At 66.3% G+C, this 23,593-nt stretch carries 25 protein-coding genes and 1 pseudogene; 23 read left to right on the plus strand and 3 right to left on the minus strand.

What is annotated here, in order from left to right; translation table 11 throughout:
• Positions 1-44 precede the first annotated feature (44 nt).
• Genes CUC05_RS14880 through CUC05_RS14890 form a run of 3 tightly spaced genes read right to left on the minus strand, consistent with a single transcriptional unit; the run spans position 45 to position 1,282 of the window.
• On the minus strand, positions 45-479 hold the full coding sequence (locus tag CUC05_RS14880) for an acyl-CoA thioesterase (protein ID WP_108666910.1): 435 nt from the start codon (positions 477-479) through the stop codon (positions 45-47).
• Complete coding sequence (locus CUC05_RS14885; protein ID WP_108666911.1) at positions 476-865, minus strand: MaoC family dehydratase; 390 nt, start codon at positions 863-865, stop codon at positions 476-478. Before CUC05_RS14885 ends, CUC05_RS14880 begins: the two co-directional genes overlap by 4 nt.
• Positions 866-868: 3 nt before the next feature.
• Positions 869-1,282: an FAS1-like dehydratase domain-containing protein gene (locus tag CUC05_RS14890; protein WP_108666912.1), complete on the minus strand. Its 414-nt coding sequence runs from the start codon at positions 1,280-1,282 to the stop codon at positions 869-871.
• Between the two features lie 97 nt (positions 1,283-1,379).
• Between CUC05_RS14890 and CUC05_RS14895 the strand changes: the two genes are divergently transcribed.
• The 23 genes and pseudogenes from CUC05_RS14895 (at position 1,380) to CUC05_RS15005 (ending at position 23,591) form a co-directional block, all read left to right on the plus strand.
• A complete protein-coding gene (locus tag CUC05_RS14895; protein ID WP_108666970.1) occupies positions 1,380-2,549 on the plus strand; it encodes a thiolase family protein in 1,170 nt (389 codons plus the stop codon).
• A 95-nt stretch (positions 2,550-2,644) separates the two neighbouring features.
• Positions 2,645-3,400: an SDR family NAD(P)-dependent oxidoreductase gene (locus CUC05_RS14900; RefSeq protein ID WP_108666913.1), complete on the plus strand. Its 756-nt coding sequence runs from the start codon at positions 2,645-2,647 to the stop codon at positions 3,398-3,400.
• Entirely contained in the window at positions 3,397-3,834 is a 438-nt protein-coding gene (locus tag CUC05_RS14905) for a MaoC family dehydratase (RefSeq protein WP_108666914.1), read from the plus strand. The genes CUC05_RS14900 and CUC05_RS14905 overlap by 4 nt, the downstream gene beginning before the upstream one ends.
• Positions 3,835-3,870: 36 nt before the next feature.
• The gene (locus CUC05_RS14910) at positions 3,871-5,061 is read left to right on the plus strand and encodes a thiolase family protein (RefSeq protein WP_108666915.1); all 1,191 of its coding nucleotides are present in this window, start codon (positions 3,871-3,873) and stop codon (positions 5,059-5,061) included.
• The gene (locus tag CUC05_RS14915; protein WP_108666916.1) at positions 5,058-5,501 is read left to right on the plus strand and encodes a Zn-ribbon domain-containing OB-fold protein; all 444 of its coding nucleotides are present in this window, start codon (positions 5,058-5,060) and stop codon (positions 5,499-5,501) included. Before CUC05_RS14910 ends, CUC05_RS14915 begins: the two co-directional genes overlap by 4 nt.
• 217 nt (positions 5,502-5,718) lie before the next feature.
• Positions 5,719-6,936, plus strand: coding sequence for an ABC transporter substrate-binding protein (locus CUC05_RS14920; RefSeq protein WP_276308901.1), 1,218 nt, complete (start codon positions 5,719-5,721; stop codon positions 6,934-6,936).
• 87 nt (positions 6,937-7,023) lie between these two features.
• A complete protein-coding gene (locus CUC05_RS14925) occupies positions 7,024-8,931 on the plus strand; it encodes an AMP-dependent synthetase/ligase (RefSeq protein ID WP_108666918.1) in 1,908 nt (635 codons plus the stop codon).
• A gap of 20 nt (positions 8,932-8,951) precedes the next feature.
• Entirely contained in the window at positions 8,952-10,286 is a 1,335-nt protein-coding gene (locus CUC05_RS14930) for an ABC transporter substrate-binding protein (RefSeq protein WP_108666919.1), read from the plus strand.
• A 54-nt stretch (positions 10,287-10,340) separates the two neighbouring features.
• The gene (locus tag CUC05_RS14935; RefSeq protein ID WP_157965600.1) at positions 10,341-11,216 is read left to right on the plus strand and encodes a branched-chain amino acid ABC transporter permease; all 876 of its coding nucleotides are present in this window, start codon (positions 10,341-10,343) and stop codon (positions 11,214-11,216) included.
• Positions 11,209-12,318 (plus strand): branched-chain amino acid ABC transporter permease, encoded by a 1,110-nt coding sequence (locus CUC05_RS14940; protein ID WP_108666921.1) that lies wholly within the window; start codon positions 11,209-11,211, stop codon positions 12,316-12,318. The genes CUC05_RS14935 and CUC05_RS14940 overlap by 8 nt, the downstream gene beginning before the upstream one ends.
• Entirely contained in the window at positions 12,315-13,130 is an 816-nt protein-coding gene (locus CUC05_RS14945) for an ABC transporter ATP-binding protein (RefSeq protein ID WP_205712349.1), read from the plus strand. The genes CUC05_RS14940 and CUC05_RS14945 overlap by 4 nt, the downstream gene beginning before the upstream one ends.
• Complete coding sequence (locus CUC05_RS14950; protein ID WP_157965601.1) at positions 13,127-13,951, plus strand: ABC transporter ATP-binding protein; 825 nt, start codon at positions 13,127-13,129, stop codon at positions 13,949-13,951. The genes CUC05_RS14945 and CUC05_RS14950 overlap by 4 nt, the downstream gene beginning before the upstream one ends.
• On the plus strand, positions 13,948-14,748 hold the full coding sequence (locus CUC05_RS14955; protein ID WP_108666923.1) for an ABC transporter ATP-binding protein: 801 nt from the start codon (positions 13,948-13,950) through the stop codon (positions 14,746-14,748). Before CUC05_RS14950 ends, CUC05_RS14955 begins: the two co-directional genes overlap by 4 nt.
• Positions 14,745-15,569, plus strand: coding sequence for an ABC transporter ATP-binding protein (locus CUC05_RS14960; RefSeq protein WP_108666924.1), 825 nt, complete (start codon positions 14,745-14,747; stop codon positions 15,567-15,569). The genes CUC05_RS14955 and CUC05_RS14960 overlap by 4 nt, the downstream gene beginning before the upstream one ends.
• Before the next feature lie 77 nt (positions 15,570-15,646).
• On the plus strand, positions 15,647-17,425 hold the full coding sequence (locus tag CUC05_RS14965; RefSeq protein WP_420810907.1) for an AMP-dependent synthetase/ligase: 1,779 nt from the start codon (positions 15,647-15,649) through the stop codon (positions 17,423-17,425).
• Between the two features lies 1 nt (position 17,426).
• Positions 17,427-18,293: a branched-chain amino acid ABC transporter permease gene (locus tag CUC05_RS14970; RefSeq protein WP_108666925.1), complete on the plus strand. Its 867-nt coding sequence runs from the start codon at positions 17,427-17,429 to the stop codon at positions 18,291-18,293.
• 5 nt (positions 18,294-18,298) lie between these two features.
• Positions 18,299-19,345, plus strand: a complete 1,047-nt coding sequence (locus CUC05_RS14975) for a branched-chain amino acid ABC transporter permease (RefSeq protein WP_157965602.1) — start codon at positions 18,299-18,301, stop codon at positions 19,343-19,345.
• 178 nt (positions 19,346-19,523) lie between these two features.
• A pseudogene (locus tag CUC05_RS14980) lies at positions 19,524-20,180 on the plus strand (Phenylacetic acid catabolic protein); the annotation flags it as partial.
• Positions 20,181-20,374: 194 nt separating this feature from the next.
• Positions 20,375-20,689, plus strand: coding sequence for a hypothetical protein (locus CUC05_RS14985; RefSeq protein WP_108666928.1), 315 nt, complete (start codon positions 20,375-20,377; stop codon positions 20,687-20,689).
• Positions 20,686-21,426: a Phenylacetic acid catabolic protein gene (locus tag CUC05_RS14990; protein ID WP_108666929.1), complete on the plus strand. Its 741-nt coding sequence runs from the start codon at positions 20,686-20,688 to the stop codon at positions 21,424-21,426. The genes CUC05_RS14985 and CUC05_RS14990 overlap by 4 nt, the downstream gene beginning before the upstream one ends.
• 55 nt (positions 21,427-21,481) lie before the next feature.
• Complete coding sequence (locus CUC05_RS14995; protein WP_108666930.1) at positions 21,482-21,955, plus strand: iron-sulfur cluster assembly protein; 474 nt, start codon at positions 21,482-21,484, stop codon at positions 21,953-21,955.
• Between the two features lie 41 nt (positions 21,956-21,996).
• Complete coding sequence (locus CUC05_RS15000) at positions 21,997-22,845, plus strand: MaoC family dehydratase (protein WP_157965603.1); 849 nt, start codon at positions 21,997-21,999, stop codon at positions 22,843-22,845.
• Positions 22,842-23,591: an SDR family NAD(P)-dependent oxidoreductase gene (locus tag CUC05_RS15005; RefSeq protein WP_108666932.1), complete on the plus strand. Its 750-nt coding sequence runs from the start codon at positions 22,842-22,844 to the stop codon at positions 23,589-23,591. Before CUC05_RS15000 ends, CUC05_RS15005 begins: the two co-directional genes overlap by 4 nt.
• Positions 23,592-23,593 lie beyond the last annotated feature (2 nt).

Below are 23,593 nucleotides of genomic sequence, written 5' to 3' on the forward strand. Positions count from 1 at the left end.
TTCTTGTACCGCTTGCGATCAGCGGTTGTAAAATCGACCGCTGGTCAAGACCGTCGAGGGGGGCTCGCCGACCGCGTCCAGGGCGGGGCGGTCCGCGGTGCCATCGTCGCCAGCTCCACCCACACACGGACGTTGGTGCCGGTGGCGAGGATCTGGCCATCGCGCGAGAAGGTGTGCGTGGTGCTGAAGCTCGTACGTCTGGCCTCGCGCAGCACGACCTCCTGCACCAACTCGTCTCCGCTGCGAGCAGCCACGTGACAGTCCAGCTCCGAGTGGACCACTGGAGCCCCCCAGCCGTCAGCCAGGTCTTCCCACACCGGGTGGCCCAGCACGGCGAAGAGCTGTTGATCCCCCTCCGACATCCATCGGCGGTAGGTGTTGAAGAAGATCAGGCCCGAGTAGTCATCGTCCCCCACGAAGACCCGCCGGTCCACCGCCAACGTCGCCACCGCATCCCCGGCCTCCGGGCGGGCCGTCACCGTCGTACCGTCGCACGGCCACGACCGACGACCGTGCCCTGCTGGTTGCGGACTGCGAGGGTCAGCTCCAACTCCCCGGCTCCCACCTCCTGCACAACGGCCTCGGCATCCAGGACGTCCCCTGGGAAGACCGGTGCAGTGAGGTCGACCCGCCAACGACGCACCGCAGCCACCCCGAAGGCGCGGGTCAGCATGGCTCCGGCGTAGCCCAGTACGAAGGTGCCGTGTGCGATCACGCCCGGCATGCCGGTCTGGCGGGCGAAGTCGTCCTCGACGTGCACGGGGTTCGGGTCACGCATCGCCACCGCCATGAAGGCGATGTTCATACGCCCGATCGGATCGGATCGGAGGGAGGCGGCGATCTCACCGACGGTGAAAGAAGACATGGTTCAACCCTTCTGGATCGTCGTGGACCGCTCACGCATCGCGAGCGTGCCGTCCTCGGTGATGTAGTCCGTGGTGAGCTCCACGAAGGTGAGGGGCCCGTTTCGCCCGTCCTTGGTCACCACGCTGGAGACCACCGGCCGAACGTCGAGCACGTCGCCCACGCGGATGGGGGCGTACTCCTCGATGTCGGCCCCGCCGTACATCGCCTTCATGAAGTCGATCTCCATGGCGTCGTGAACCGGATGCGCACCATAGGTCGTGACGTACATCAGGAAACCCGGCGGTACGGGTGCGCCCGCCTCCGCCGCCCAACCCTCCTCCGGGCCGATGCCCAGTGCAAGGACGAACTCCTCCGCACGTGCAGCAGTCACGGTGAAGCTGCCTGGGGGAAACGCGTAGCCGACATCGCGAACCATGGGACCTCCTGAGATTTGGTACTTGTTCGATCCATCAATCGACCCTAGTGTAGGGCGTGTCACCGCCAAGAGGCAAGCAACCGCAATGGAGTCGAACGTGCGCAACGTGGCAGTTGTCGGGGTCGGTCAGACCGCTTTTGGGAAGTTCCTGGACCGAAGCCTGAAGGGACTCGGGGCCGAGGCCATCGCCGGTGCGCTCGATGATGCCGGGGCCCGTGCCGCAGATGTCCAAGCGGTCTTCGCGGCCAACGCGATCGCGGGCCTCATCACGGGGCAGGAGATGGTCCGCGGGCAGGTGGTGCTCACAGCGACGGGGATCGAAGGGGTCCCGGTCGTCAACGTCGAGAACGCGTGCGCCGGCGGAGCGACGGCCCTGCACCTGTCATGGATGGCCGTTGCGTCAGGGCAGGTCGACGTCGCGCTTGCCTTCGGGGCGGAGAAGATGGCCCATGAGGACAAGCGGAAGCCGGTTCTGGCCATCGCCACAGCGATGGACGTCGAGGAGCCGATCGACGTCGACTCCCCCTCGCCGTTCATGAGCCACTATGCCTCCCGCATCCGTCGGTACATGTCCGATACCGGGGCCACAGCGACGGACTTCGCGATGGTCGCGACGAAGGCGCAGCGCAACGGGGCCCTCAACGACCTGGCGCAGTACGGCGACGCTTCAATCACCCCCGAGGACATCCTCCGGGCCCGGTCGGTCGCAGATCCGTTGACCGTGCCGATGTGCTCGCCGATCGGGGACGGGGCCGCCGCGGTCCTCCTCGTGGCCCAGGACGCACTGAACCGCTTCCCGGACGCCCAACCCCTTTACATCCGTGCGTCGGTGCTCGTCTCCGGTTCCGACCCTGATGGTGGTGGCGCCGGCGCCATCGAACGCGCTGCCCGCGCTGCCTACGACCAAGCCGGCGTCGGGCCTGAGGACCTCGATCTCGTCGAGCTTCACGACGCCAACGCGGCATCGGAGGTCATGCGCTACGAATCCCTCGGGCTCGCCGCGGCCGGCGACGGCCCGAAGCTGGTTCGCACCGGGACCACCGCGCGGGACGGAGAGCTGCCCGTGAACCCCTCGGGGGGACTGATCGCCCGCGGTCACCCAGTCGGGGCGACCGGATGCGCGCAGATCTACGAGCTGGCCACGCAGCTGCGAGGACGAGCAGGTGCACGCCAGGTGGCCACACCACGAGTTGCGCTGGCGGAGAACGGCGGGGGATGGGTCCGCGGGGATGTCGCCGCCGACGCCGTCCACATCCTCACCACCTGAGCAACGCAGAGCAGGCGACTCAGCGAACAACCAAGGGGTCCATCCGGATCGATGAGTGCTGTGGGCAGGTCGTCGACAGCTGACAAGGAGAGAACATGAGCAGGCTACAGGGAAGGGTGGCGATCGTCACCGGTAGCGGGCGTGGGATCGGGCGCGCCATCGCACGACGCATGGCGAGCGAGGGGGCCCGCGTGATGATCAACGATGTCGACGAGGGTCCAGCGAAGGAAACGGTCCAGGCGCTGAATGAGGAAGGCTTCGACGAGGTGGCGATGACCGTGGCCGACATCGCCGACCGTGACGCGGCTGGGGAGGTCGTGGCCCACGCGGCAGAGCGTTGGGGTCGCGTCGACGTCCTGGTGAACAACGCGGGGCTCTGGCGTGACTCCCTGGTGGAGAAGATGGAACCAGAGATGTTCGACTTCGTGGTGAAGGTCAACCTCTACGGGACGTTCTGGATGACCCAGCACGCGTGGAACCACATGAAGCAGCAGGGCGGGGGGAGCATCATCAACTTCACCTCACAGGCGGGGCTGGGGGGCAACATCGGTCAGGCCAACTACTGCGCCGCCAAGGCTGCCATCGTGGGTCTGACCCGCAGCAACGCCAAGGAGTTCGCCCGCAAGAACGTCCGGGTGAACGCCGTCTCACCAGCCGCGGCTGGTACCCGCGCCCTGGAGGGCCTCGAGGATCGGTTCGTGGAAACCTTCACCAAGATGCTGCCGCTCGGACGCTTCGGCGAACCGGACGAGATCGCCGCCGCCGTCGCGTTCCTGGCCTCCGACGACGCGTCGTTCGTGACGGGGCAGGTCCTCGGTGTGGACGGTGGCTTCTCCATCGGGAAGCCATGATGGTCGGCAAGAAGAAGTTGGGCGATGTGGAACTTGGCGAGAAGATCGTCGGGCGATCGATCACCATCGGTGAGTGGCACGTCATGACCTTCGCGGGGCTGACGGGTGACTTCTACCCGCTACACACCGACGCGGAGTTCGCAGCAGGGTCGCCGTTCAGCGGGCGGATCGCCCATGGCCTCCTCACCTTCGTGGTCGGTGCAGGCTTTCTCGCCAACGAGCTGGCTGACTATGACGTGGTGGCTGCCCTGGGATTCGGCGCCACCCGCTTCACCTCACCGGTCATGTTCGGCGACACCATCACCCCGACCGGCACCGTCACCGAGGTCGCGCCGAAGGAAGGGCGTGGCGTCGTGGCGTTCGATATCGACATTACCAACCAGAGGGGCGAGACCGTCGTCTCCTCAAGCATGCAGGTCATGATTCGCGCCTAGGTAGCGCGCACATCACGTGAGAAGGAGCACAAGCAAATGAGCACAAGACGACCACAGGTGGCGATGATCGCCGCTGGCGTGACCAAGTGGGGCGCCCGACAGGCATCCTACCGGGACCTGGCCAGTGAAGCCGGGAAGAACGCCTTCGACTCCAACCCAAACCTCCGTCCCATGGACGTGGACGGCATCATCGCCTCCTCGGTGTACCCGGAACGGTCTGCCTACCAGGGCAAGGTCGCTCCGCTGCTGGCGGAAACGCTTGGGATCCGACCCCGGATGTTCGAACGGGTCGAGAACCAGTGCGGCTCGGGAACCGCGGCCATACGAACTGCGCAGTGGGCCATCATGGCCGGTGCGGCCGACGTCGTGGCCGTGGTCGGTGTGGAGAAGATGCTGTTGCCCAACCCCGGAGAGGTGTTCACCAACGCCTTGGCCGGCCTGGACCGTGACTGGGAGGGAGCCCTTGGAGTCACGCCTCCCGGGGCATTCGCACTGGCGGCGAAGGCCCACATGGAGAAGTACGGCACGACCGAGGAGCAGCTGGCCATGGTCTCGGTGAAGAACCATGCCCACTCGATGAAGAACCCCTATGCACACTTTCACAAGGGCCCGGACCTCGACGCGGTGATGGCCTCGCGCCCAATCGCAACCCCGTTCAAGCTCTTCGACTGTGCACCCAACACCGACGGGGCCGCCGTGGTGGTCCTTGCGAACGCCGAGCGCGCCAAGGCGCTGTGTGAGGATCCGGTCTGGATGCTTGGGTCCGGTCAGGGGTTCGATGCCTACACCATGGCGAACATGAGCCGCGACTGGTCGTACTGGCCGGCCATTGAACAGGCGGGCAGGGGAGCCTACGAGTCCGCCGGCCTCACCTCGTCCGACATCGATCTGCTCGAGACGCATGACTGCTTCACGATCTCCGAGATCCTGCAGTACGAAGGGCTTGGCCTCTGTGAGAGGGGCGAGGGAGGCCACTTCGTCGAGAGCGGTGGATCCGACTACGGAGGGAAGGTCGTGGTGAACCCGCGTGGCGGGCTGCTCGCATGTGGGCACCCCATCGGCGCAACCGGCGTGGCACAGGCGCACGAGATGTTCGTGCAGCTCCGTGACGAGGCCGGGGAGCGACAGGTCGATGGCGCCCAGGTCGGCATGTCGCTGACGATGAGCAACATCGGCTCCGAGGCGCATTGCGTGCTGTGGGGCACCGACGAGGTCGCAGCGGCATGACGACGGACGCTGCCTACTGGACCGTCCTGGACGCCTTCCCACAGCAGTATGAGGACGGCAACAAGCTTGCACCCTTCTACGACGCTCTGCGGGATGACCGCTTCACCACCACACGCTGCAACGCCTGCCGTGAGGTTCTCTGGCCGCCACGTTCCGTCTGCCCGGAATGCATGTCCGACGATCTGTCGTGGGAGGAGATGCCAGCCGTCGGCACGGTGTACAGCTTCACCGTCCAGGTTGCCGGGGTCCCGGCGGGCTTCGAACCTCCGCTCGTCTACGCGCTGGTGGACTTCGACAACGGAATCCGTCTCTTCACCGCCATCGTGGACTGCGCCCCCGAGGAGGTCGCGGTCGGCTCGAAGGTGGAGGCGGTGGTACGTGAGGTCCTTCCTGACCAGCAGGGACGAACACGGGTGATGCCCTACTTCCGCCTGGCCTGAAGTCTCGAGTGCTGTCGGCCCGGTCCCCCATGGGGCCGGGCCGACCGCGGTTCATGGGTCGACATAACGACTCAGAGTCAAAAAGTGATTGACTAATCGATCGAACGTTCATATCTTGCGTCCACGGGGTCTCGCGAGCCGTGCGACCCACCAGTATCGAAAGGGCCGACCCATGCGTTTCCTCTTCACCTTCAGGCTCATCGGGATGTGTCTGTCCATGGCCGTCTTGGTCGCCGCGTGTGGTGACAGCGCCGACACCCCGACGGCTGCCAGCGACCCAACGAGCGCGGAGTCAACGGGAGCCGTCGAGACCGATGGGGAAGTAGGGGCCACGACCGCCGTCCGTGGGATCGATGATGACACCATCACCCTTGGGGCCATCCTCGACCTGTCGGGTCCCTACAACGCTGCAGGTGTCCTCATGCGGGACGGGGTCGAGGCCTGGGTGCAACAGGTCAACGCCGACGGCGGCGTCCACGGGCGTCAGGTGGAGGTCATCTACGAGGACAACCAGTCCGACCCCTCGGCAACACTGGCTGCGGCCAACAAGCTGATCTTCAACGACGGAGTCTTCGCGCTCGCCGGCGTGCACGGTTCGGCGGCCTTCGGCGCGATCCTCGATCTCGTCGAGGAGGAGGAGGTGATCAGCTTCTCGCTGGGGCTATCGGAGGAGATGTACAACCCCACCAAGGATCACGTGTTCGTGGCAGCGGTGCCCTACGCCGCCCAGATGGAGCGCGGGGTGCACCACCTGGTGGAGGAGATGGGTGTGGCGCGCCCCGCGGTCCTGTACCAGGACGATGAGTTCGGCGAGTCCGGGCTGGCCGGCTTCGATGCGGCAGCCGAGGCACTCGGCCTGGAGGTCGCTGCGCGCGAGACGTTCGTTCGGGGTAGTGACGACGTCTCTGCCCAGGTGCAGGCCATCATCGACGCTGGCGCCGACGCGGTCGCCTGCGTGTGCATCTACACCCAGTCAGGCCTGCTGCGTCGCGAGTTGGGGCGTCTGGGCGCCGACGACGTGCCTGCATTCGCCATCAACCCTTCGGTTGGCGCCCCGTACTTCGAGATCGCCGGCGGCAGTGCGGACAACTTCTTCGCAGCCGACTACTACGCCCACCCCGGGGACCCGACCTACGAGGCAGCCGACGCGGCGGTGCAGGCGGCGCACGGCCGGGCAGCGGAGACCTTCGATCTCTTCGGGCTGGTCAATACCGCAGTACTGCTGCAGGCAATGCAGGACGCGGCGGAGCTCACCCCCAGCGGTGTGGTCGAGGCCCTTAACGCCATGGACGGTGTCGAAATCCCCGGCTTCGTCCCACCAGTTGAGTTCGGACCCGATCAGCACGTCGCGAGCCTTGCCAGCGCGGTGTACGCCGCGAATCCCGAGGACGGGGACTGGCAGCGGGTGGGGGACCCTGTCGCCCCGGCCGAGTAGGACGGCGGGTCGGAGGCCTCTCCCTCCAGCTGGCCCCCGACCCGTCCGTCCCTCGACCACCGTCCCAGCCAACACGGGAGTGCACCAATGACCGATCTGGTCGGCTCCGCGACCCGCCCCCCGGCCGGCGGGAACCGCATGGCAGCCCCAGCACGTGAATCGGCCCATCTCGACCTGGCGTCGCTGACCATCGGTGCGGCTCTTCGCGAACGCGCCGCGCGCAGCCCGAACGACGTCGTCGTGAGGGAGAAGGATCAGGGGGTCTACCACGCCCACACATGGGCGCAGTACATGGAGGACGTGACCGCACTCGCGTGCGCGATGCGCCGACGCGGACTTCGCCCCGGGCAGCACGTGGCGGTCATGGGCGACCCGACCTACCGGTTCATGCTTGCCGACGCCGCGGTGATCCTCGCCGGGGGTGTCGCGTTCGGGATATACACCACGTGCTCACCGGAGGAGGTCCGCCACCAGATCCGGACTGCAGGGGCCACGATCCTGATCGCGGAGAACCAGGAGTACGTCGACCGGTTCCTCGACGTGTCCAGCGACTGTCCCACGGTCGACCACGTCATCGTGGACGACACGCGTGCGCTGTTCGGCTATGACGACCACAGGATCGAGTCGTTCGACGACGTACTGGCCGAAGGTGCGGTGGCCTCGCCGGAGGAACAGGCCGACCTGCTGGACGTGGCCGCGACGGTGTCGGTGGACGACCCGGCAATGCTCATCTTCACGTCGGGCACGACGGGACCGTCCAAGGCCGCGATGATCACCCATCGCAACGTGTTGGTGGGCGGTGCGCTGCAGCTCTGCACGGTCTTCCCGGAATTGCACCGCCGGGGGGAGGTGCGGGTGGTGGCGCACCTCTCGCTCGCACACGCCTTCGAGCGGATCATCGCGCTGTACTCCCCGATCCTGTCACGCATGGTCGTCCACACCGGCGAGGGGCTGGAGACGCTCTCGACAACGCTGTTTGAGGTCCAGCCCAACATGTTCCACGCCGTCCCCCGTGTCTGGCAGAAGTTGGCGGCCGGGGCGATCACCAGCATCGAGCGGGCGGGCGGGATCAAGCAGCGCGCCTACGAGGCCGCTATGCGGGTCGCCAGGCGGCACCGCCGTGCGCCCTCGCCGGCGACGGGGCTCGCCTACCGACTGGCCAGCCTGCTGGTGTTCCGACCGATGCTGCGGAAGTTCGGACTGGCGAAGGTACGGTTCGGCATCACGGGTGGAACCCACATCCCACCTGAGGTCCAGCGCACGTGGCAGCTGTGGGGGGTCAACCTGCTCAATGCCCTCGGGATGACCGAGGTCGGCTTCGTCGCGTTCCAGACCGGGGCGTTCCCCGAACCGGGAAGCGTCGGGACGCCCGTGCCCGACGTGGAGGTCCGCGTCGCTGAGGACCAGGAGCTGCTGTACCGGGGGCCCGGAGTGTTCACGGGCTACCTCAACGAGCCGCAGAAGACCGCTGAGGTCTTCCACGGGGGCTGGTTCGCCAGCGGGGACGTCGGCGAGATCACCCCCGAGGGCCACCTGGTCCTGCGTGATCGCAAGAAGGACATCATGATCACCGCTGGCGGCAAGAACATCACCCCCAGCCTGATCGAGAACGTGATGAAGGCCAGTCCGTACATCTCCGAGCTGGTGCTGATCGCCGACGGGCGAAAGTTCCCCACCGCCCTGGTCGAGATCGATCGGACGACCGTGGAGGACTGGGCCCGGGCCAACGGGCACCTCTACACCAGCTTCGGAAGCCTGACCAGACTACCCGCCGTCGTTCAGCTCATCGAGCAGGAGATCGCCAAGAGCAATGCGGAGTTGGCCCGCGTCGAGCAGGTCAAGCGCTTCAGGATCATCCCGAAGGAACTTGACCCTGAGGAGGGGGATACCACACCAACCCGCAAGGTTCGCCGCGGGCAGTTCCAGAAGATGTTCCAAGACCTCGTGGACGACATGTACGCCGAAGAAGCCGCCGAACTCGCGCGGTTCAGCTAGCCCCCGACAGGAGCCACATCATGCGCACGACCCCCTCCCTCCGACCCCTCCTATTCCTGCTGGTGCTCGCACTCGTGGTCACCGCCTGCAGCGGAACCGAGGACGCCGACCTGACTGAGGACGGCTCGACCACCGAGGACGCCACGGCTGACGAATCGTCGGCCGCCACCGACGACAGCGCTCAGGAGGCGCCGGCATCGGGCGACCCATACCGGATCGGCTGGCTGACCGACGCCTCATCGGTGACGCGTGGGACCTACTTCCCGGAGTTCGAGGGCGCACAGCTGTTCGTGCAGCAGCTCAACCAGGCCGGCGGGATCCATGGACGTCCCATCGAGCTGGAGATGCGCGACATGCAGATCGACCAGGAACTGGCGGTCACGTTGTCCACCGAACTCGTCGACAGCGGGGTCCTGATGCTCGCCGGGGGGACGATCGAGGGGCGGATGCCCCCGGTCTTCGAGGTCGTGCGCCAAGCTGGCGTTCCGTTCCTGACCGGCCACTCGGCCCGCCCGGACATGTTCCCGCCCGAGCCCGACCCGCTGCTGTTCACGGTCGGCAACGTGTTCGAGGCCATGTCGGATGCACGCGTGGAACTCTGGCCGCTGGTCTTCGGTGACGAGTTCCCCGACGGGGGGACGGTGTCGTGCTACATCCACGAAGGCCCCGCGGCGTTCGCCGTGTGCGAGCGGTGGCTGGAGGCACTTGAGGCTGCGACGTCCTGGAGTGCAGGCTCGGTGATCAACGCCCCCCTCCAGACCTCGGATTTCTCCAGCTTCGTCCAACCGTTGGTCGACGAAGACCCTGATGCGTTCTTCGACATCTCCATCGCCTCCCATGCGATCGGTGTTGCAGTGGCGGCGCGCAACGCCGGGTACGCCGGACCGATCGCCTTCTCCATGACCGCCACGCCCGAGACCGACATCCAGACGGTTGTGGAGCAGGTCGGCCCCGACAACATCTGGGCGCTCTCCAACATCACATCCATCGACGAGACCGACGTTCCGGAGATCCAGCAGATCCTGGCCGCGGCCGAGGAGTTCGGCACAGAGATCACGCCGAACTCTGCAACCGTCAACGGTTGGCTGATGGGCATGGTCATCGCCGACTCCCTTGAGCGTTGCGGGGCCGACTGCGACCCAGCCGGGCTTCGCGATGCCCTTGAGACCCTCGACCTCGACACCGTTGGACTGACCGGTGGCCCCTTGCGGTTCAGCGAGACCGACCACGTGGGACCACGCTACTGGACCGGCTACCGGCTCAATCCTGACACCGGTGTGCTCGAACGGGCGATCGACACGTGGGTGGAGTTCGATTCCGCCACCGATCTGCTGAGTCCGCTGGCCACCGAGTAGCCGACGGTCGCGACAGGACGTCTCCGTCAGAAGGGAAGTGCAGGGCCAGTGACGTTGCTCATCGACATCCTCAGCCTCGCGGCGACGTACGCGGTCATGGCGAGCGGCTTCGTGGTCGTCTACCGCACGTCCCGCGTGCTGAACCTGGCACAACCCGGGTTCGTGCTGCTGGCAGGCTACCTCGCGGTAGACCTGCTCCCGGATGCGGCTGGACGATCGGCGAACCCGTGGGTCCTGCCGTTCGCCGTGGTCAGCCTGCTGCTGGGAGGAGCCGCTGTGGGGGGACTGGTCTACTGGGCCCTCATCCGTCCGTTGGCCGGCCAGAGTCGCATCTCGCTCATCATGATGACCCTGGCGATGCTCTTCCTGCTTCAGGCCCTGACCCAGTACATATGGTCCGGGGCCAACAGCTTCATCCCTCTACCGGGTAACCAGACCGCACTCGAATTGCTCGGATCCCGAGTCCGGCTCTTCGACCTGGTCGCCATCGGATTGGGGGCACTCGTGCTCGGCCTGATCGGCGTGCTGTATTCACGATCACGGTTCGGGATCCACATGCGCGCGGTCGCCGAGAACCCTGCGTTGGCCTCCCGCCGCGGGATCGACATCGACCGTGTCGGCGCGATGTCGTGGGCGCTTGCCACCAGCCTCGCAGTGGTCTCCGCCCTTCTCACCGGCATGCAGTCCCCCGTCTCCCCCCTGCTGATCGGCGCGACGCTCAAGGGGTTCTCCGTGGCATTGGTGGGTGGCTTGGACAGCCTCGCCGGTATCGCCCCGGCCGCCCTGCTCATCGCCTTGATGGAGGTTCTCGTCATCCAGTTCGTGGACCAGCAGCTGGGCCAGACCGTCCCTTTCGTGGTGATGCTCGCAGTCCTGATGCTTCGGCCGTGGGGACTGCGCGGCACGGTGGAGGAGCTCGACCGTGTCTGACGGCATCCTGCATCGTGCCCGCTACGGCACGCCGTATCTCCTCCGCGACCATTCCGACCTGGTCCGACTCCACCCCTGGTCGATCCACCGGGTCGCGGGATGGGCCCTGCTGGCGATCGTGATCCTCACCCTCCCTTTGGTCGCGTCCTCCTTCTTCGTCAACGTGGCGAACTTCGTCCTCATCGCCGCGATCGGCGCCCTGGGCCTGCAGGTCGTCACGGGAATGGCCGGCCAGCTCAGCCTGGGTCACGCCGCGTTCCTCGCCACGGGGGCCTTCCTGGCCGCCGGACTCCATCTGCACCTCTCGGTCCCGTTCTGGCTGGCCTTGCCTGCGGCGGGACTTGCCGGGGCGGCGCTGGGTCTCGTCTCCGGCCTGCCGGCGTTGCGTCTGCGGGGCCTCTACCTCGGGATCACCACACTCGCCGTCCAGTCGGTCGTCCTGACCGTCGCGCTTCGTTACCAGACCTACCTGCAGGACTCGCGCGGGACGGGTGCGGACCTCACCGTCCCCGCACCAACCCTGGGTCCCCTCCTGATGGACGACGCGGTCGCCTGGTACCCGTTCCTGATCGTATGCACGACCATCGCGGTGGTCTGGACGTCCAACACCAGGCGGTCTGTCCTCGGGAGGGCCTGGGTTGCCGTCCGAGAGGGCGAGGTCGCCGCGGAGGCTCTCGGTGTGCCGGTCCGAGGAGCCAAGGTGCTCGCATTCGTGATCAGCGGCGCCATCGGCGCGATCGCCGGAGCGATCAGCGCGTACTACTTCCGCAGCGTGAGCGTCGAGGACTTCGACCTGGTCGTCAGCGTGGAGTACCTGGCCATGATCATCATCGGTGGCTTGGGGACAGTCCAGGGTGCTGTCCTCGGCGCCGCCTTCGTGACGGCCACCCCCTTCGTCGTGGGCGAACTGGTGCTTCGACTGGGGCTGCAGCCCACACTAGGCCGACACCTGCGGAGCATCGAGCTCGGCGTGTTCGCGGTTGTCACCGTGGCGTTCCTGCTGTTCGAGCCCCGGGGCCTCAGTGGAACCTGGCGGCGGTTCAGGGCGTACTTCGAGCGCTGGCCGTACGGGTTCGTGGACGTGCAGAGGAGCCAGCGGTGAACGGAGCGACCCCCGCATCGGCAAGCGGGACTCCCATCCTTGAGCTGGAACAGGTCGAGGTGGTCTACAACAGGCTCGCCACCGCGATCACCGGCGTGACCGTGGAGGTGACGGCTGGTGGCATCACCGCGGTCCTCGGCACCAACGGCGCCGGCAAGACCACGACGCTGAAGGCGATCTCGGGCTTCCTCTCCGCCGACAACGCCGACATCGTCGACGGCCGCATCCTCCTCAACGGTGACGACATCACCGGAATGGCGCCGCATCGGGTGGCCCGCGAGGGGATCGCCCTTGTACCGGAGCGCGACAAGGTCTTCGACACCCTCACAGTGCTTGACAACCTCAGGGCATCTGCCCGCGTGCCCGACGGGGTGGAGGATGCGTTCGAGGCCTTCCCCCGACTGAAGGCGGTGGAACAGAACCTCGCCGGGTACCTCAGCGGCGGGGAGAAGCAGATGCTCGCCATGGCCATGGCGTTGTCCACGGGACCAAGTCTGCTGCTGGTTGACGAGCTGTCGTTGGGGCTCGCACCGATGATCGTCAGCACGTTGCTGCACGACCTTCGGCGAGTGCAACGGTCGAGGGGCATCTCGGTGCTTCTGGTCGAGCAGAACGCCCTTGCCGCCCTCGAGGTCGCGGACTACGGCTATGTGATCGAGGACGGGAGGATCGTCTTCGACGGAACCCCGAGCCAACTCCTGGATCACGGCGACATCAAGGAGTTCTACCTGGGCACCGGAAGCGCGGACGTCGCCCGTCGTTCCTATCGGGACGTCCGACAATATCGACGCAAGCGGAGGTGGTGGGGTTGACCAATCCCATGCTCGAGATCGACCAGGTGACCATCAGGTTCGGGGCCATCGAGGCAGTAGCGGACGCCACCTTCTCCCTCGGGGACGACGAGTTGCTGGCGCTGATCGGCCCGAACGGCGCAGGCAAGACGGCCTTGCTCAACAGCGTGTGCGGCATCTACGTGCCGGCCGCCGGCGACGTCCGTGTGAACGGACGCTCAACGGTCGGCTCGGCCCCGGTCGAGATCGCATCCTCGGGCATCGGCAGGGCGTTCCAGCACGGGGAGTTGTTCAAGGGCCTGACCGTCACCGAGAACCTGCTTGTGGGTCGGACGCCCAAGCTGTGGAGATCCGCGGCGTGGGCAGGGGTGCGTCTGGGCCCGTACCTGCGGCGAGAGGTTGAGGCAGTCGCCCGCGTGGAGGAGGTCATGGACTTCTTCGAGATCAGCCGGCACCGCACCACACCAGTCGAGGACCTCCCGTTCGGACTGCAGAAGCTGGTTGGCGTCGCGAGGGCTCTGTGCGGTGATCCCAAGGTGCTGCTGCTCGACGAGCCATCGTCCGGTCTGACCCGCCAGGAGAAGGAGGACTTCTCGCGATTCCTGCTCCGCATCAGGCACGACCTGGGCCTTCCGGTCCTGTGGATCGAGCACGACATGCAGATGGTCATGGACCTCGCCGACCGGATCGTCGTCCTGGACTACGGACGGATCATCGCCGACGGGCCCCCGGACCAGGTCGCGTCCAACCCGGCAGTGATCGATGCCTACCTTGGCCGACCGATGACCACCTCCGATGCCCCTGCGGCGGCCTCCGTCCGGACTGGGTCGGTGCAACGTTGAGCCTCCTCCACGTCAACAACCTCAAGGTGACCTACAACGACGTCGTGCTCGTCCTGCGGGGTCTCTCCTTCCAGGTCCCGGAGGGGTCGGTGGTTGCACTTCTTGGCAGCAACGGGGCTGGAAAGACCACCACGCTGAAGGCGCTCACCGGCCTGCTGCGCTACGAGGACGGCGAGGTCGAGGATGGGCAGATGGACTTCGGTGGTGAACCCCTCCGCGGGCTTCCGCCAGAGCGGATAGTGGATCTGGGACTGTCGCTGGTTCCGCAAGGCAGACGGGTCTTCGAGGACCTGTCGGTCGAGGAGAACCTGCGGATCGGCGGCTTCCGACGCCCCGATCAGTCCGAGGTTCGCGGGGAGTGCGAGCTGTTCCTCGGTCAGTTCCCGCGACTCCGTCAGAAACGTCACCAGCCAGCCGGACTGCTCTCCGGCGGGGAGCAGCAGATGCTCGTGCTTGGTCGGGCCCTCCTGGCACGTCCGAAGTTGCTGTTGCTTGACGAACCCTCCTTGGGGCTCGCCCCGCTCCACGTCGCCGAGGCCTTCCGCACGCTGCGTCACATCAATCGCGACCTCGGCACCACGATCTTGGTGGTCGAGCAGAACGCCGGCTCCGCCCTGGCGATCGCGGAGTACTGCTATGTGATGGAGAACGGACGCATCGTCATCGACGGCACCAGCGAGGAGCTACTTGCCAACGAGGACGTGCAGGAGTTCTACCTCGGGATGAGTGATCTCGACCAACGACGACGGTACGACGCCGTCAAGGCCTACCGCAGACGAAAGAGGTGGCTCTCATGACCGTTGGACTCAAGGTCCGTGACCTGACCCTCCACTTGGGTGGGGTGACGGCGCTGAGCAACGTCGACCTGACCGTGCACCCGAGCACCGTGCACGCGCTGATCGGCCCGAACGGTGCCGGGAAGACCAGCTTCTTCAACTGCATATCGGGCTTCTATCGACCCACACCCACCTCCTCGGTCGTGCTGGGGGAGGACGAGCTCCTTGGCCGGCGGCCCGACCAGGTGGCCCAGCTCGGCGTCGCCCGGGTCTTTCAGAACGTCGAGCTGTTCGGACGGGCGACGACCTTGCAGAACATGATGATGGGACGTCATCGGCTCATGCGCTCCACGCTGTTGAGCGATGCCCTCTGGCTGCGTCGTACGCGACGTGAGGAGACGGATCACCGGGCACGTGTGGAGGAGCTCATCGAGTTCCTGGAGATGGAGGACGTTCGCGATGTCGCGACCTATGACCTGCCCTACGGGATGCAGAAGCGTGTGGAGCTCGGGCGTGCGCTCGCGATGGAACCGCGCCTGTTGCTGTTGGACGAACCAGTGGCGGGCATGAACACCGAGGAGAAGGAGGACGTGGCGCGCTTCGTGCTCGACATCAAGCGGCTGCTGAACGTGACGATGATACTCATCGACCATGACATGCACTTCGTGATGGACCTCGCCGATCATGTTTCCGTCCTGGAGTTCGGCACGCTCATCGCTGATGGGACTCCTGGCCAGGTGCAAGGCGACGAGCGGGTGATCGAGGCCTACCTTGGCGGGGCTGAAGGCCTGGACCTGTCCATCGATGGGCAGGACAGCTGGGTTGGGGCGCTACGACGATGAACGCGATTAGTCCACTCACCGTCCGCACACGCACCATTGACCGCGCCGACATCGGTGAACACGACACCTTCCCGAAGTTGCTGCGCCGCAACGCCCGGGACCGAGGGGAGCAGGTGGCTCTGCGTTGGAAGGAGCTCGGGGTATGGCGAGAAGCCACCTGGGAGCAGTACCACCAGCGAGTTCGTGACGTCGCCTTCGGGTTGATCGGACTGGGGGCGACACCGGGTTCGGACAGTATCGCGATCCTGGCCGACAACTGCGTCGAGTGGGTGCTGGCGGATCTCGGCGCGCAGTCCATCGGGGTGGTCTCCGTAGGCGTCTACCCGACCAACACGGCCCCGCAGGTCGAGTACATCGTGCAGCACGCTGGCTGTTCGGTGGCGGTGGTCTATGACCAGGAACAGCTGGACAAGCTCCTCGAGAGCGACCTTCCCGGCCTCCGCGCCATCGTTGTGGTCGAGGAGAAGGGCCTGGCGCGGTACGAGGACTCCCGGATCTACACCTTCGAGGACCTCGAGTCCTTGGGGCACAAGCATCCTGACAACGACCCTGAGCAGTTCGACCGGTTCGTGGATGACACCACCACCGACGACGTCGGCATCATCGTCTACACCTCCGGCACCACCGGCCAGCCGAAGGGTGCGATGATCTCCCATCGCAACGTCCTGGCGATGGCCGACGGATGGTTGCAGCTGACACCCTTCCGGGAGGACGACACCGTGGTGTCTTACCTCCCGCTGTGCCACATCCTCGAACGCTGCATGTCGGTGTTCCTCCCGCTGTTGGTGGGTTCCACCGTGCACTTCGGGGAGGGAGTGCACACCATCAGCAAGGACCTTCGCGAGATCGCTCCCACCGTCTTCGTCGGGGTGCCGCGCATCTGGGAGAAGATGCATGCCACCCACGAGGTGTCGATCAGCGAGAGCAGCCGCATGAACCGTGCGATGTTCCGCAGGGGGATGGCGATCGCCGAAGCCGTCCAGCGTCGTCGGGAGCAGGGCCAGTCCCTACCGCTGGGCCTCCGCGTCGGATACTGGCTGGCTAGGGTGCTGGTGCTGGACGCGGTGGTGGATCAGCTGGGCCTTCGTCGCAGCAGGTTCCTGATGTGTGGCGCGGCACCGGTGGCCCCGGAGATCCTCCGCTTCTTCGATGCGCTCGGCCTGCCGGTCCGTGAGGCCTACGGACAGACCGAGTGCGCCGGACTCGCGACCATCCACTCAGGCGATCAGCGGCGGTACGGAACGGTCGGGCACCTGTCCCCGGCGGTCCAGGTCCGACTGGCCGACGACGGCGAGATACTCCTACGCGGTGACTCGGTCTTCCGCGGTTACCACCGCAACGACGAGGCCACCGCCAGAACCGTCGTGGACGGGTGGTTGCACACCGGTGATGTCGGGACCATGGACGGCGACTGCCTCCGCATCACTGACCGGAAGAAGGACATCATCATCACCGCCGGGGGGAAGAACGTCTCGCCCCAGGAGGTGGAGAACCACCTCAAGCTGAGCCCGTATGTCAAGGAGGCGGTCGTCATCGGCGATCGGCGCAAGTATCTCGTCGCGCTCGTGCAGATCGACTACGAGAACACCGGCTTGTGGGCCGAGCGGGAAGGGATCGGGTACACCAACTACAAGGACTTGGCCACCACGCCCGAGGTCGCGGACATGGTCACCCAGGAGGTGCGGCGCCTGTCCGACCAGCTGGCCAGGGTGGAGCAGGTCAAGAAGGTGTCGATCCTCACCAAGGAGCTCGACGAAGACGATGACGAGCTGACGGCGACCCAGAAGGTTCGCCGAAGGGTGATCGAGGAGCGATACCACGAGCTCATCGAGTCCCTCTACACCGAGGTGCCCTAGGATGCGGCTCCTCCAGGTCCTCACCGACGGGCTTTCCAACGGCAGCCTCTACGCGCTCGTCGCGCTTGGGTTCGTCCTCGTCTACCGCTCCACCAAGGTGCTCAACTTCGCCCACGGCGAGTTGCTCATGGTGGGCGCCTACTTCGCGCTTGTGCTTCTCGTGGACCTCGACCTTCCCTACCTCCTCGCGGTTCCCGCCGCGATTGCCGGTGCAGGTCTGGTCGCCTGGGTGCTGCAGCGTTGGGTGCTCCGTCGACTGCTCGACGAGGAGGTCTTCTCCGTCGTCCTCGTCACCCTTGGCCTCTCGCTGATCCTTCGGTCGGCCGTGGCCTTCGTGTTCGGTGTCCGTGAACGGGCACTCCCGGCTCCGGTGGACACCTACGTCGATGTCGGTCCGGTCAACGTCTGGAGCGTGCACCTGTTGGCGATAGGGGCGACGGTCCTCGTCTTCGCGTCCGTCGGGATGTTTTATCGGCGCAGCAGGTACGGGCTCGCGATGCGCGCCATGGCATCAGACCAGGCTGTCGCCCGCCTGATGGGTGTCAGCGCGTTCACGGTGTTCGGGCTGTCATGGCTCATCGCCGGTGGCCTTGCCGCGGTGACCGGGGTGCTTGCGGGCCACACGGTCTTTGTGAGCAACAACCTGGGGTTTGTGGCCATCAGAGCACTGCCGGCGGCAGTGATCGGCGGTCTCGACAGCGTCCGAGGGGCCCTGCTGGGCGGTCTCCTGCTGGGCATGGTCGAACAGCTCGCGAGCTTCTATGTCGGGGGTGAGACCCGCGAGCTGGCGGCGTTCACCGCCCTACTCCTCGTCCTCGTCGTGCGGCCCTACGGGTTGTTCGGTACCCCAGAGATAAAGAGGGTGTGACCCAGTTGGCACGTTCTGGAAACTTCCACACGAGCTACCGCAGCGAACGGGCGCTGTGGCCGACCACGGGCCGCCGCGCCTGGACCACGCTCCTGGCGCTCGTGCTGGCGCTGTACCCTCTCATAGTTGGGGAGTACTTCGTCCACCTCGCCAACCAGGCACTGATCGTGGTGATCGGCGCAGTGGGCCTGTCCCTGCTCACCGGCCAGACGGGGCTCATCTCGCTCGCCCATGCCGCCTTCATCGCGGTCGGTGGCTATGCGGTCGGCGTCGTCTCGGTCCAGACCGAGCTCTCCCTGCTCACCGGCCTCGGCGTCGCCGTCCTGTGCGCGGTCGCTCTGAGCGTCCTGGTGGGCTTGCCCTCTCTACGGCTGGACAGCCTGTACCTCGCCATCGCCACGATGGCCTTCCACTTCGCGTTGCTGTTCACCGTGACCCGCTTCGAGCTGACCGGCGGGAACTTCGGGCTCCGGTTGGAGCAGACTCGGCTGTTGAACTGGATCATCGACACGCGTCGGGAGTTCTACGTCGTGCTTCTCGTCGTCGCAGTGGGGGCGGTGCTGATGGCCGCCAACCTCCGCCGCTCCCGGACCGGGAGGGCGTGGGGGGCAGTGCGAGACCGCGATCTGGCCGCACAGGCGATGGGGGTCAACCTCGCCAGGCTGAAGCTCTACGCGTTCGCGGTCAGCGGGGCGTACGGCGCGGTCGCCGGCGGACTCTCCGCGGCGTACCTCGGGACCACAGGACCTGACCACTACACCTTCGAGCTTGCGGTGCAGTACCTGGCCATCGTGATCGTGGGTGGCCTCACGTCCCTTGCCGGAACGGTGATGTCGGCGGTCCTGCTCTCGCTGATGCCCGAGTTCCTCCGGTTGGCCACAGGTTGGCTCCAGGGGCCCCTCCCTGCACTCGCGGACAACCTTCTCCTCCTGCAGTCCGGCCTGTATGGCCTTGTCCTGGTTGTGGTGCTGCTCGTCCAACCCGAGGGCCTGAACGGCATCTGGATCCGGGCCAAGCGATGGTGGTTGAACTACCCGTACAGCTACCGCTGAGGCATCTGGGGGGACCTCGCCGGGCTTGACGCAACGGAGACCCGCGCGCTACTATTCTCGATAGATCAATCAATCGGCATCGTGAGATCCGTCGACGAAAGGGAGGACTGCGATGGCCAGTTCAACTGAGGCCATGGAAGACGGCCGGCTTGCCGTCAAGTACGAGTTGTGGGACGACATGACCGACCAGTACCGGAGGTACGCGGCCAGGATCGCCGCGTTCCAGACGTTGGCGGAGGTTGTGGGGGTGTTGCCCTTCAGCGAGTGGGTCGACCGCGTTCCCACGTTCCACCGCAAGCAGATGCTGGTCGCCAAGATCCAGGACGAGGTCGGCCACGGCCACGTCATGGCCCGGGTTGCGGAGGATCTGGGGCTGTCACGAGAACAGGTGATCGAGGACTTCCTCGACGGCAAGACCAAGCTGCTGTCGATCTTCCACTACGGGTTCGACGCGTGGGAGGAGATCGGCCCGGCCGCGCTGCTCATGAACTCCGCGGCCATCGTGCAGTTCCAGTCATTGGAGCAGGGGACCTACCTTCCCTACGCACGGGCGCTTCGAAAGATCGAGAAGGAGGAGTCCTTCCACTACCACCACGCCCTCGACCTCACCCACGAGGTCCTCACCACAGGCACGCCGGAACAGCGGGCCATCGTGCAGGATGCCTTCGAGGTGTGGTTGCCCCGGATGCTGGCCTACTTCGGGCCTCCAGACTCCGACACCGTCGTTGACAACACGATGTACAAGCTCGGGTTGAAGGTCGACAGCAACGACACCCTGCGTCAGCGATGGCTGGCGAAGATCATCCCGGTCTTCGAGCAGCTCGGCGTCGAGGTGCCGCATGATCTGGTTCATCTGGATGAGGACCGGGGCGAATGGGTCTATGCCACCCCGGACTGGGCGGAGACCAACGCCATGATCCAGCAGGGTGGACCGAGGGCAGCGGACTGGGAGGCCATGTTGCGCGACTCCTTCAGCCGTAACGCCCCGTACAAGCAGGCGGCGCTCAACGCCGATCTCGTCGCGGTCTGATGGTGACCGGCCACGTCATCGATGATGGCGCCTACGAGGTCTTCGGGCAGTTCGGAGCTGGCCGTGAGATCACCTACCTCGGCAGCGTGCGAGGGCGGGATGCCGAGCTGGCCTGGCATGCGGCCAAGGAGGTCTACACCCGGCGCGAGCGTGCCAGCCTGCTCTGGGTCGTTCCCCGCACCGCCATCACCAGCGGGGGAGCTGATCGCCTGGTGACGCTGCTGTCCTCGACTCGGATGCCCTTCCGCACACCAGCCTATCCGGGTCGCAACCGTCGAAACCGTGTGGCGGTCTCGTCCGAGGAGTCGGCGTGAGCTCCCAACCCGGATGGGTCTCCCTCGTCGAGTCCTGGGCTGAGGACCTCTTCCTCCACGGCCACGACCTCGCTCGCTGGATCACCGACTACGTCGACCTCGAGGAGTCGCTGGCTGTCGGCTCGATGAGCCAGGAGGACCTCGCCCACGCGGCTGCCCTCTGGTCTGCACTTGATCACGACCCGGAATGGCGCGATCAGAAGGTCTATCGGAGCGATCCAACCACATGGTGTCCGTCGCGTCTGTGCGCCAGCCGGCTTCGGGAGTGGCCGGACACCGTGGTACGGGGCCTTCTGGTCGCGGAGGGGGCACTGACGTTGCTGGAGCACCTGCGTGAACAGGCAGAGCCCCTCCGCCATGTGGCAGAGGTCCTCGCCGCAGAGCAGCGTCTGCACGCCCACCACTGGCAGCGATGGGTCCGTCTGCTCAGCCGCGATCCTGCCACCAGGGGGGAGTTCACCAAGGTGCTCGCGGACACCTGCGCCGTCGCGGGCGACCTGTTCGGTGCTCCACCGGGCCCGACGGAGGTCGACGGCGAGCGTCGTGAGGGCTTGCACGCCACATGGTCGGCGCGGGTTCGTTCGGTGCTGACCGCTAGCGGGGTGGAGCCCCCGCAGCTACCGCCACGCTCGGCACGCACGTTCGTGGACGACCATTCTCCGTTGATCGTGATCCTGGAAGGCGCCCGAGGTGTACGGGCCGCCCATCCTGAATGGAACTACGAAGTCGTGGACTGAGCGCCGCCGACTTGTCCGCCCGGGAAGAACGTCCGCTGAGAAGAAGGAGTCCTGCATGACTGACAAGATCGCCTCGATCCGACACGCGCTGGATCGCGTGGAGGATCCTGAGATCGCCATCAGCCTACGCGACCTCGGCGTTCTGCGTGAGGTCCAGGTGACTGACAGCCATGTACAGGTGCGCCTGGTACCCACCCGCGTCGCCTGCCCTGGAAGGGCGCTGATGGCCTCGCGGGTGCGTGAGGCCGTCGAGTCCGTGGACTCGACGTTGGCTGTGGACATCATCTGGGACCACGAGTCCTGGGATCCGGGCGACATCAGCCCTGCCGGCTGCTCGGTCCTGCACCAGCAGGGCTTCGTGGCCGAGTCCGCCGCTGACCCCGTCTGTCCGTATTGTGGCGGGCTGGAGCTTCGGCCGGCAGGTGACTTCGGAGGTTCTCTGTGCAAGCGTCCGTTCACCTGTAGCAGCTGTGGCTCCACCGTCGACATGCTGGCGGGCGCATCCCTTCCCCTTGTGCGGGTGACGTGAGGATGCGGATCGAACGGTCCCACCGGCCGGTGTTCCCCCCCGTGTCGTTCGTTCTCGGCGAGCGACTCAGCCCCCCGAACTACGCGAGGTCGCTGGGGCTGGAGGACGCGGAGCTGCTGAATCTGCATGCCGCCCGCCTGGCCGGCCTGTCGGCTCGACCGGTGCCGCCCGCCATGTTCGGGTTCTTCCTCGCGGTGACCCCCGAGGACTTGACGGACACGCTGGCGTTCACCTGGGGGAGGACGCTCAACGTCGGAATCGACGTGCGCTGGTACGGCCTCCCGGTCACTGAGGAGGATCAGGTCACGGGGCAGGCCTCGGTTCTCGATGCCTGGGAGCGACCTGGGTCTCGGGGCGGGTACCGGCAGTTCCTCCGCCTGCGCGCCCGTTTCACCCGCGATGATGCACCGGTCTGCGATTGGGAGGTGCTCTTCACGGAGTCTCGTCACGAGGCCACAGTCGGTGAGGTCGATGACCATGATCCGCGCCCGGCGGCCGCCGAGCCGGCTGCTGAGTCTGCTTCGGCCATCGAGGACCTCCCGTCGGCCGTGAGTCCGACGGTGGACCGGATGATGCTCGCACGGTTGTCGGTGGCGCTGGACAACCCAGACCCGCTCCACCTCGATGATGACGTGGCTCGTGCAGCCGGGTTCGATGCGGTTGTCGGTCAGGGATCGGCTGTCGTGGGCATGTTGCATGAACCCTGGCGGCGGGCGAAGGGGCTCGCGGCCCCAGTCGTGCTTCGGAGCCAGCAGGTCCGCCCCTATGGCATCGGCGACCGGCTGGTTGCCGACGGCCAGATGGTGGCCGCTGACGCAGGCCGGGCCCAGGTGCGCGATCAGGACGGGGAACTGATCGGCCGGGCGACACTGCAGGAGTTCGACGGATGACGGCGCCGTCGGACCGTGTGGCCCTGGTGACGGGTTCCGCACGCGGCATCGGCGTCGGCATCGTCGACCGGCTCCTCCGCGACGGGTTCAGGGTGGCAGTCGTCGACCTCGACGCAGACGCGGTCGACGAACGAGTTGCCGTCTGGCAGGGGCGAGGTCACACGGTCGTCGGCGTGGCCGCCGATGTGAGTGACCGCGATGCAGTACGAGCGGCTGTGTCCGCAGTCACGGAGGCCCTGGGGCCGGTTGACGTGGTGGTCAACAACGCCGGAGTGTGGACGTTCCAGCCTTTCGCCTCCTCCGAGCCAGCACAGTGGATGCGGGACATCAACGTGAACCTCGTCGGCACCCTGACCGTGACCAGGGAGGTCCTTCCCGGCATGCTCGCGCGGGGTCATGGCCGGGTGATCAACATCGTCTCGGACTCCGGCCGTGTGGGCGAACTCAACGTGGCCGCCTACGCGGCTGCCAAGGCCGGTGTCATGGGGTTCGCGCGTGCCCTCGCCAAGGAGGTCGGCCGAGACGGCGTCACGGTCAACAACGTGTCCCTGTCCACCACGCTAACCCCTGGTGCCCATGACACCTATGACGAGGCGCAACTCGCCAAGATGACCCGCAGGTACCCAGTGGGCCGCCTCGGCAGGCCAGCAGATGCAGCAGGTGCTGTCGCGTACTTCGCGTCAGGGGACGCCGAGTGGGTCACTGGCCAGACCCTGTCGGTCAATGGTGGCTACGCGATGCTCTGAGG

It is taken from the genome of Euzebya rosea (genome assembly GCF_003073135.1).
Taxonomy (GTDB): Bacteria; Actinomycetota; Nitriliruptoria; order Euzebyales; family Euzebyaceae; genus Euzebya; species Euzebya rosea.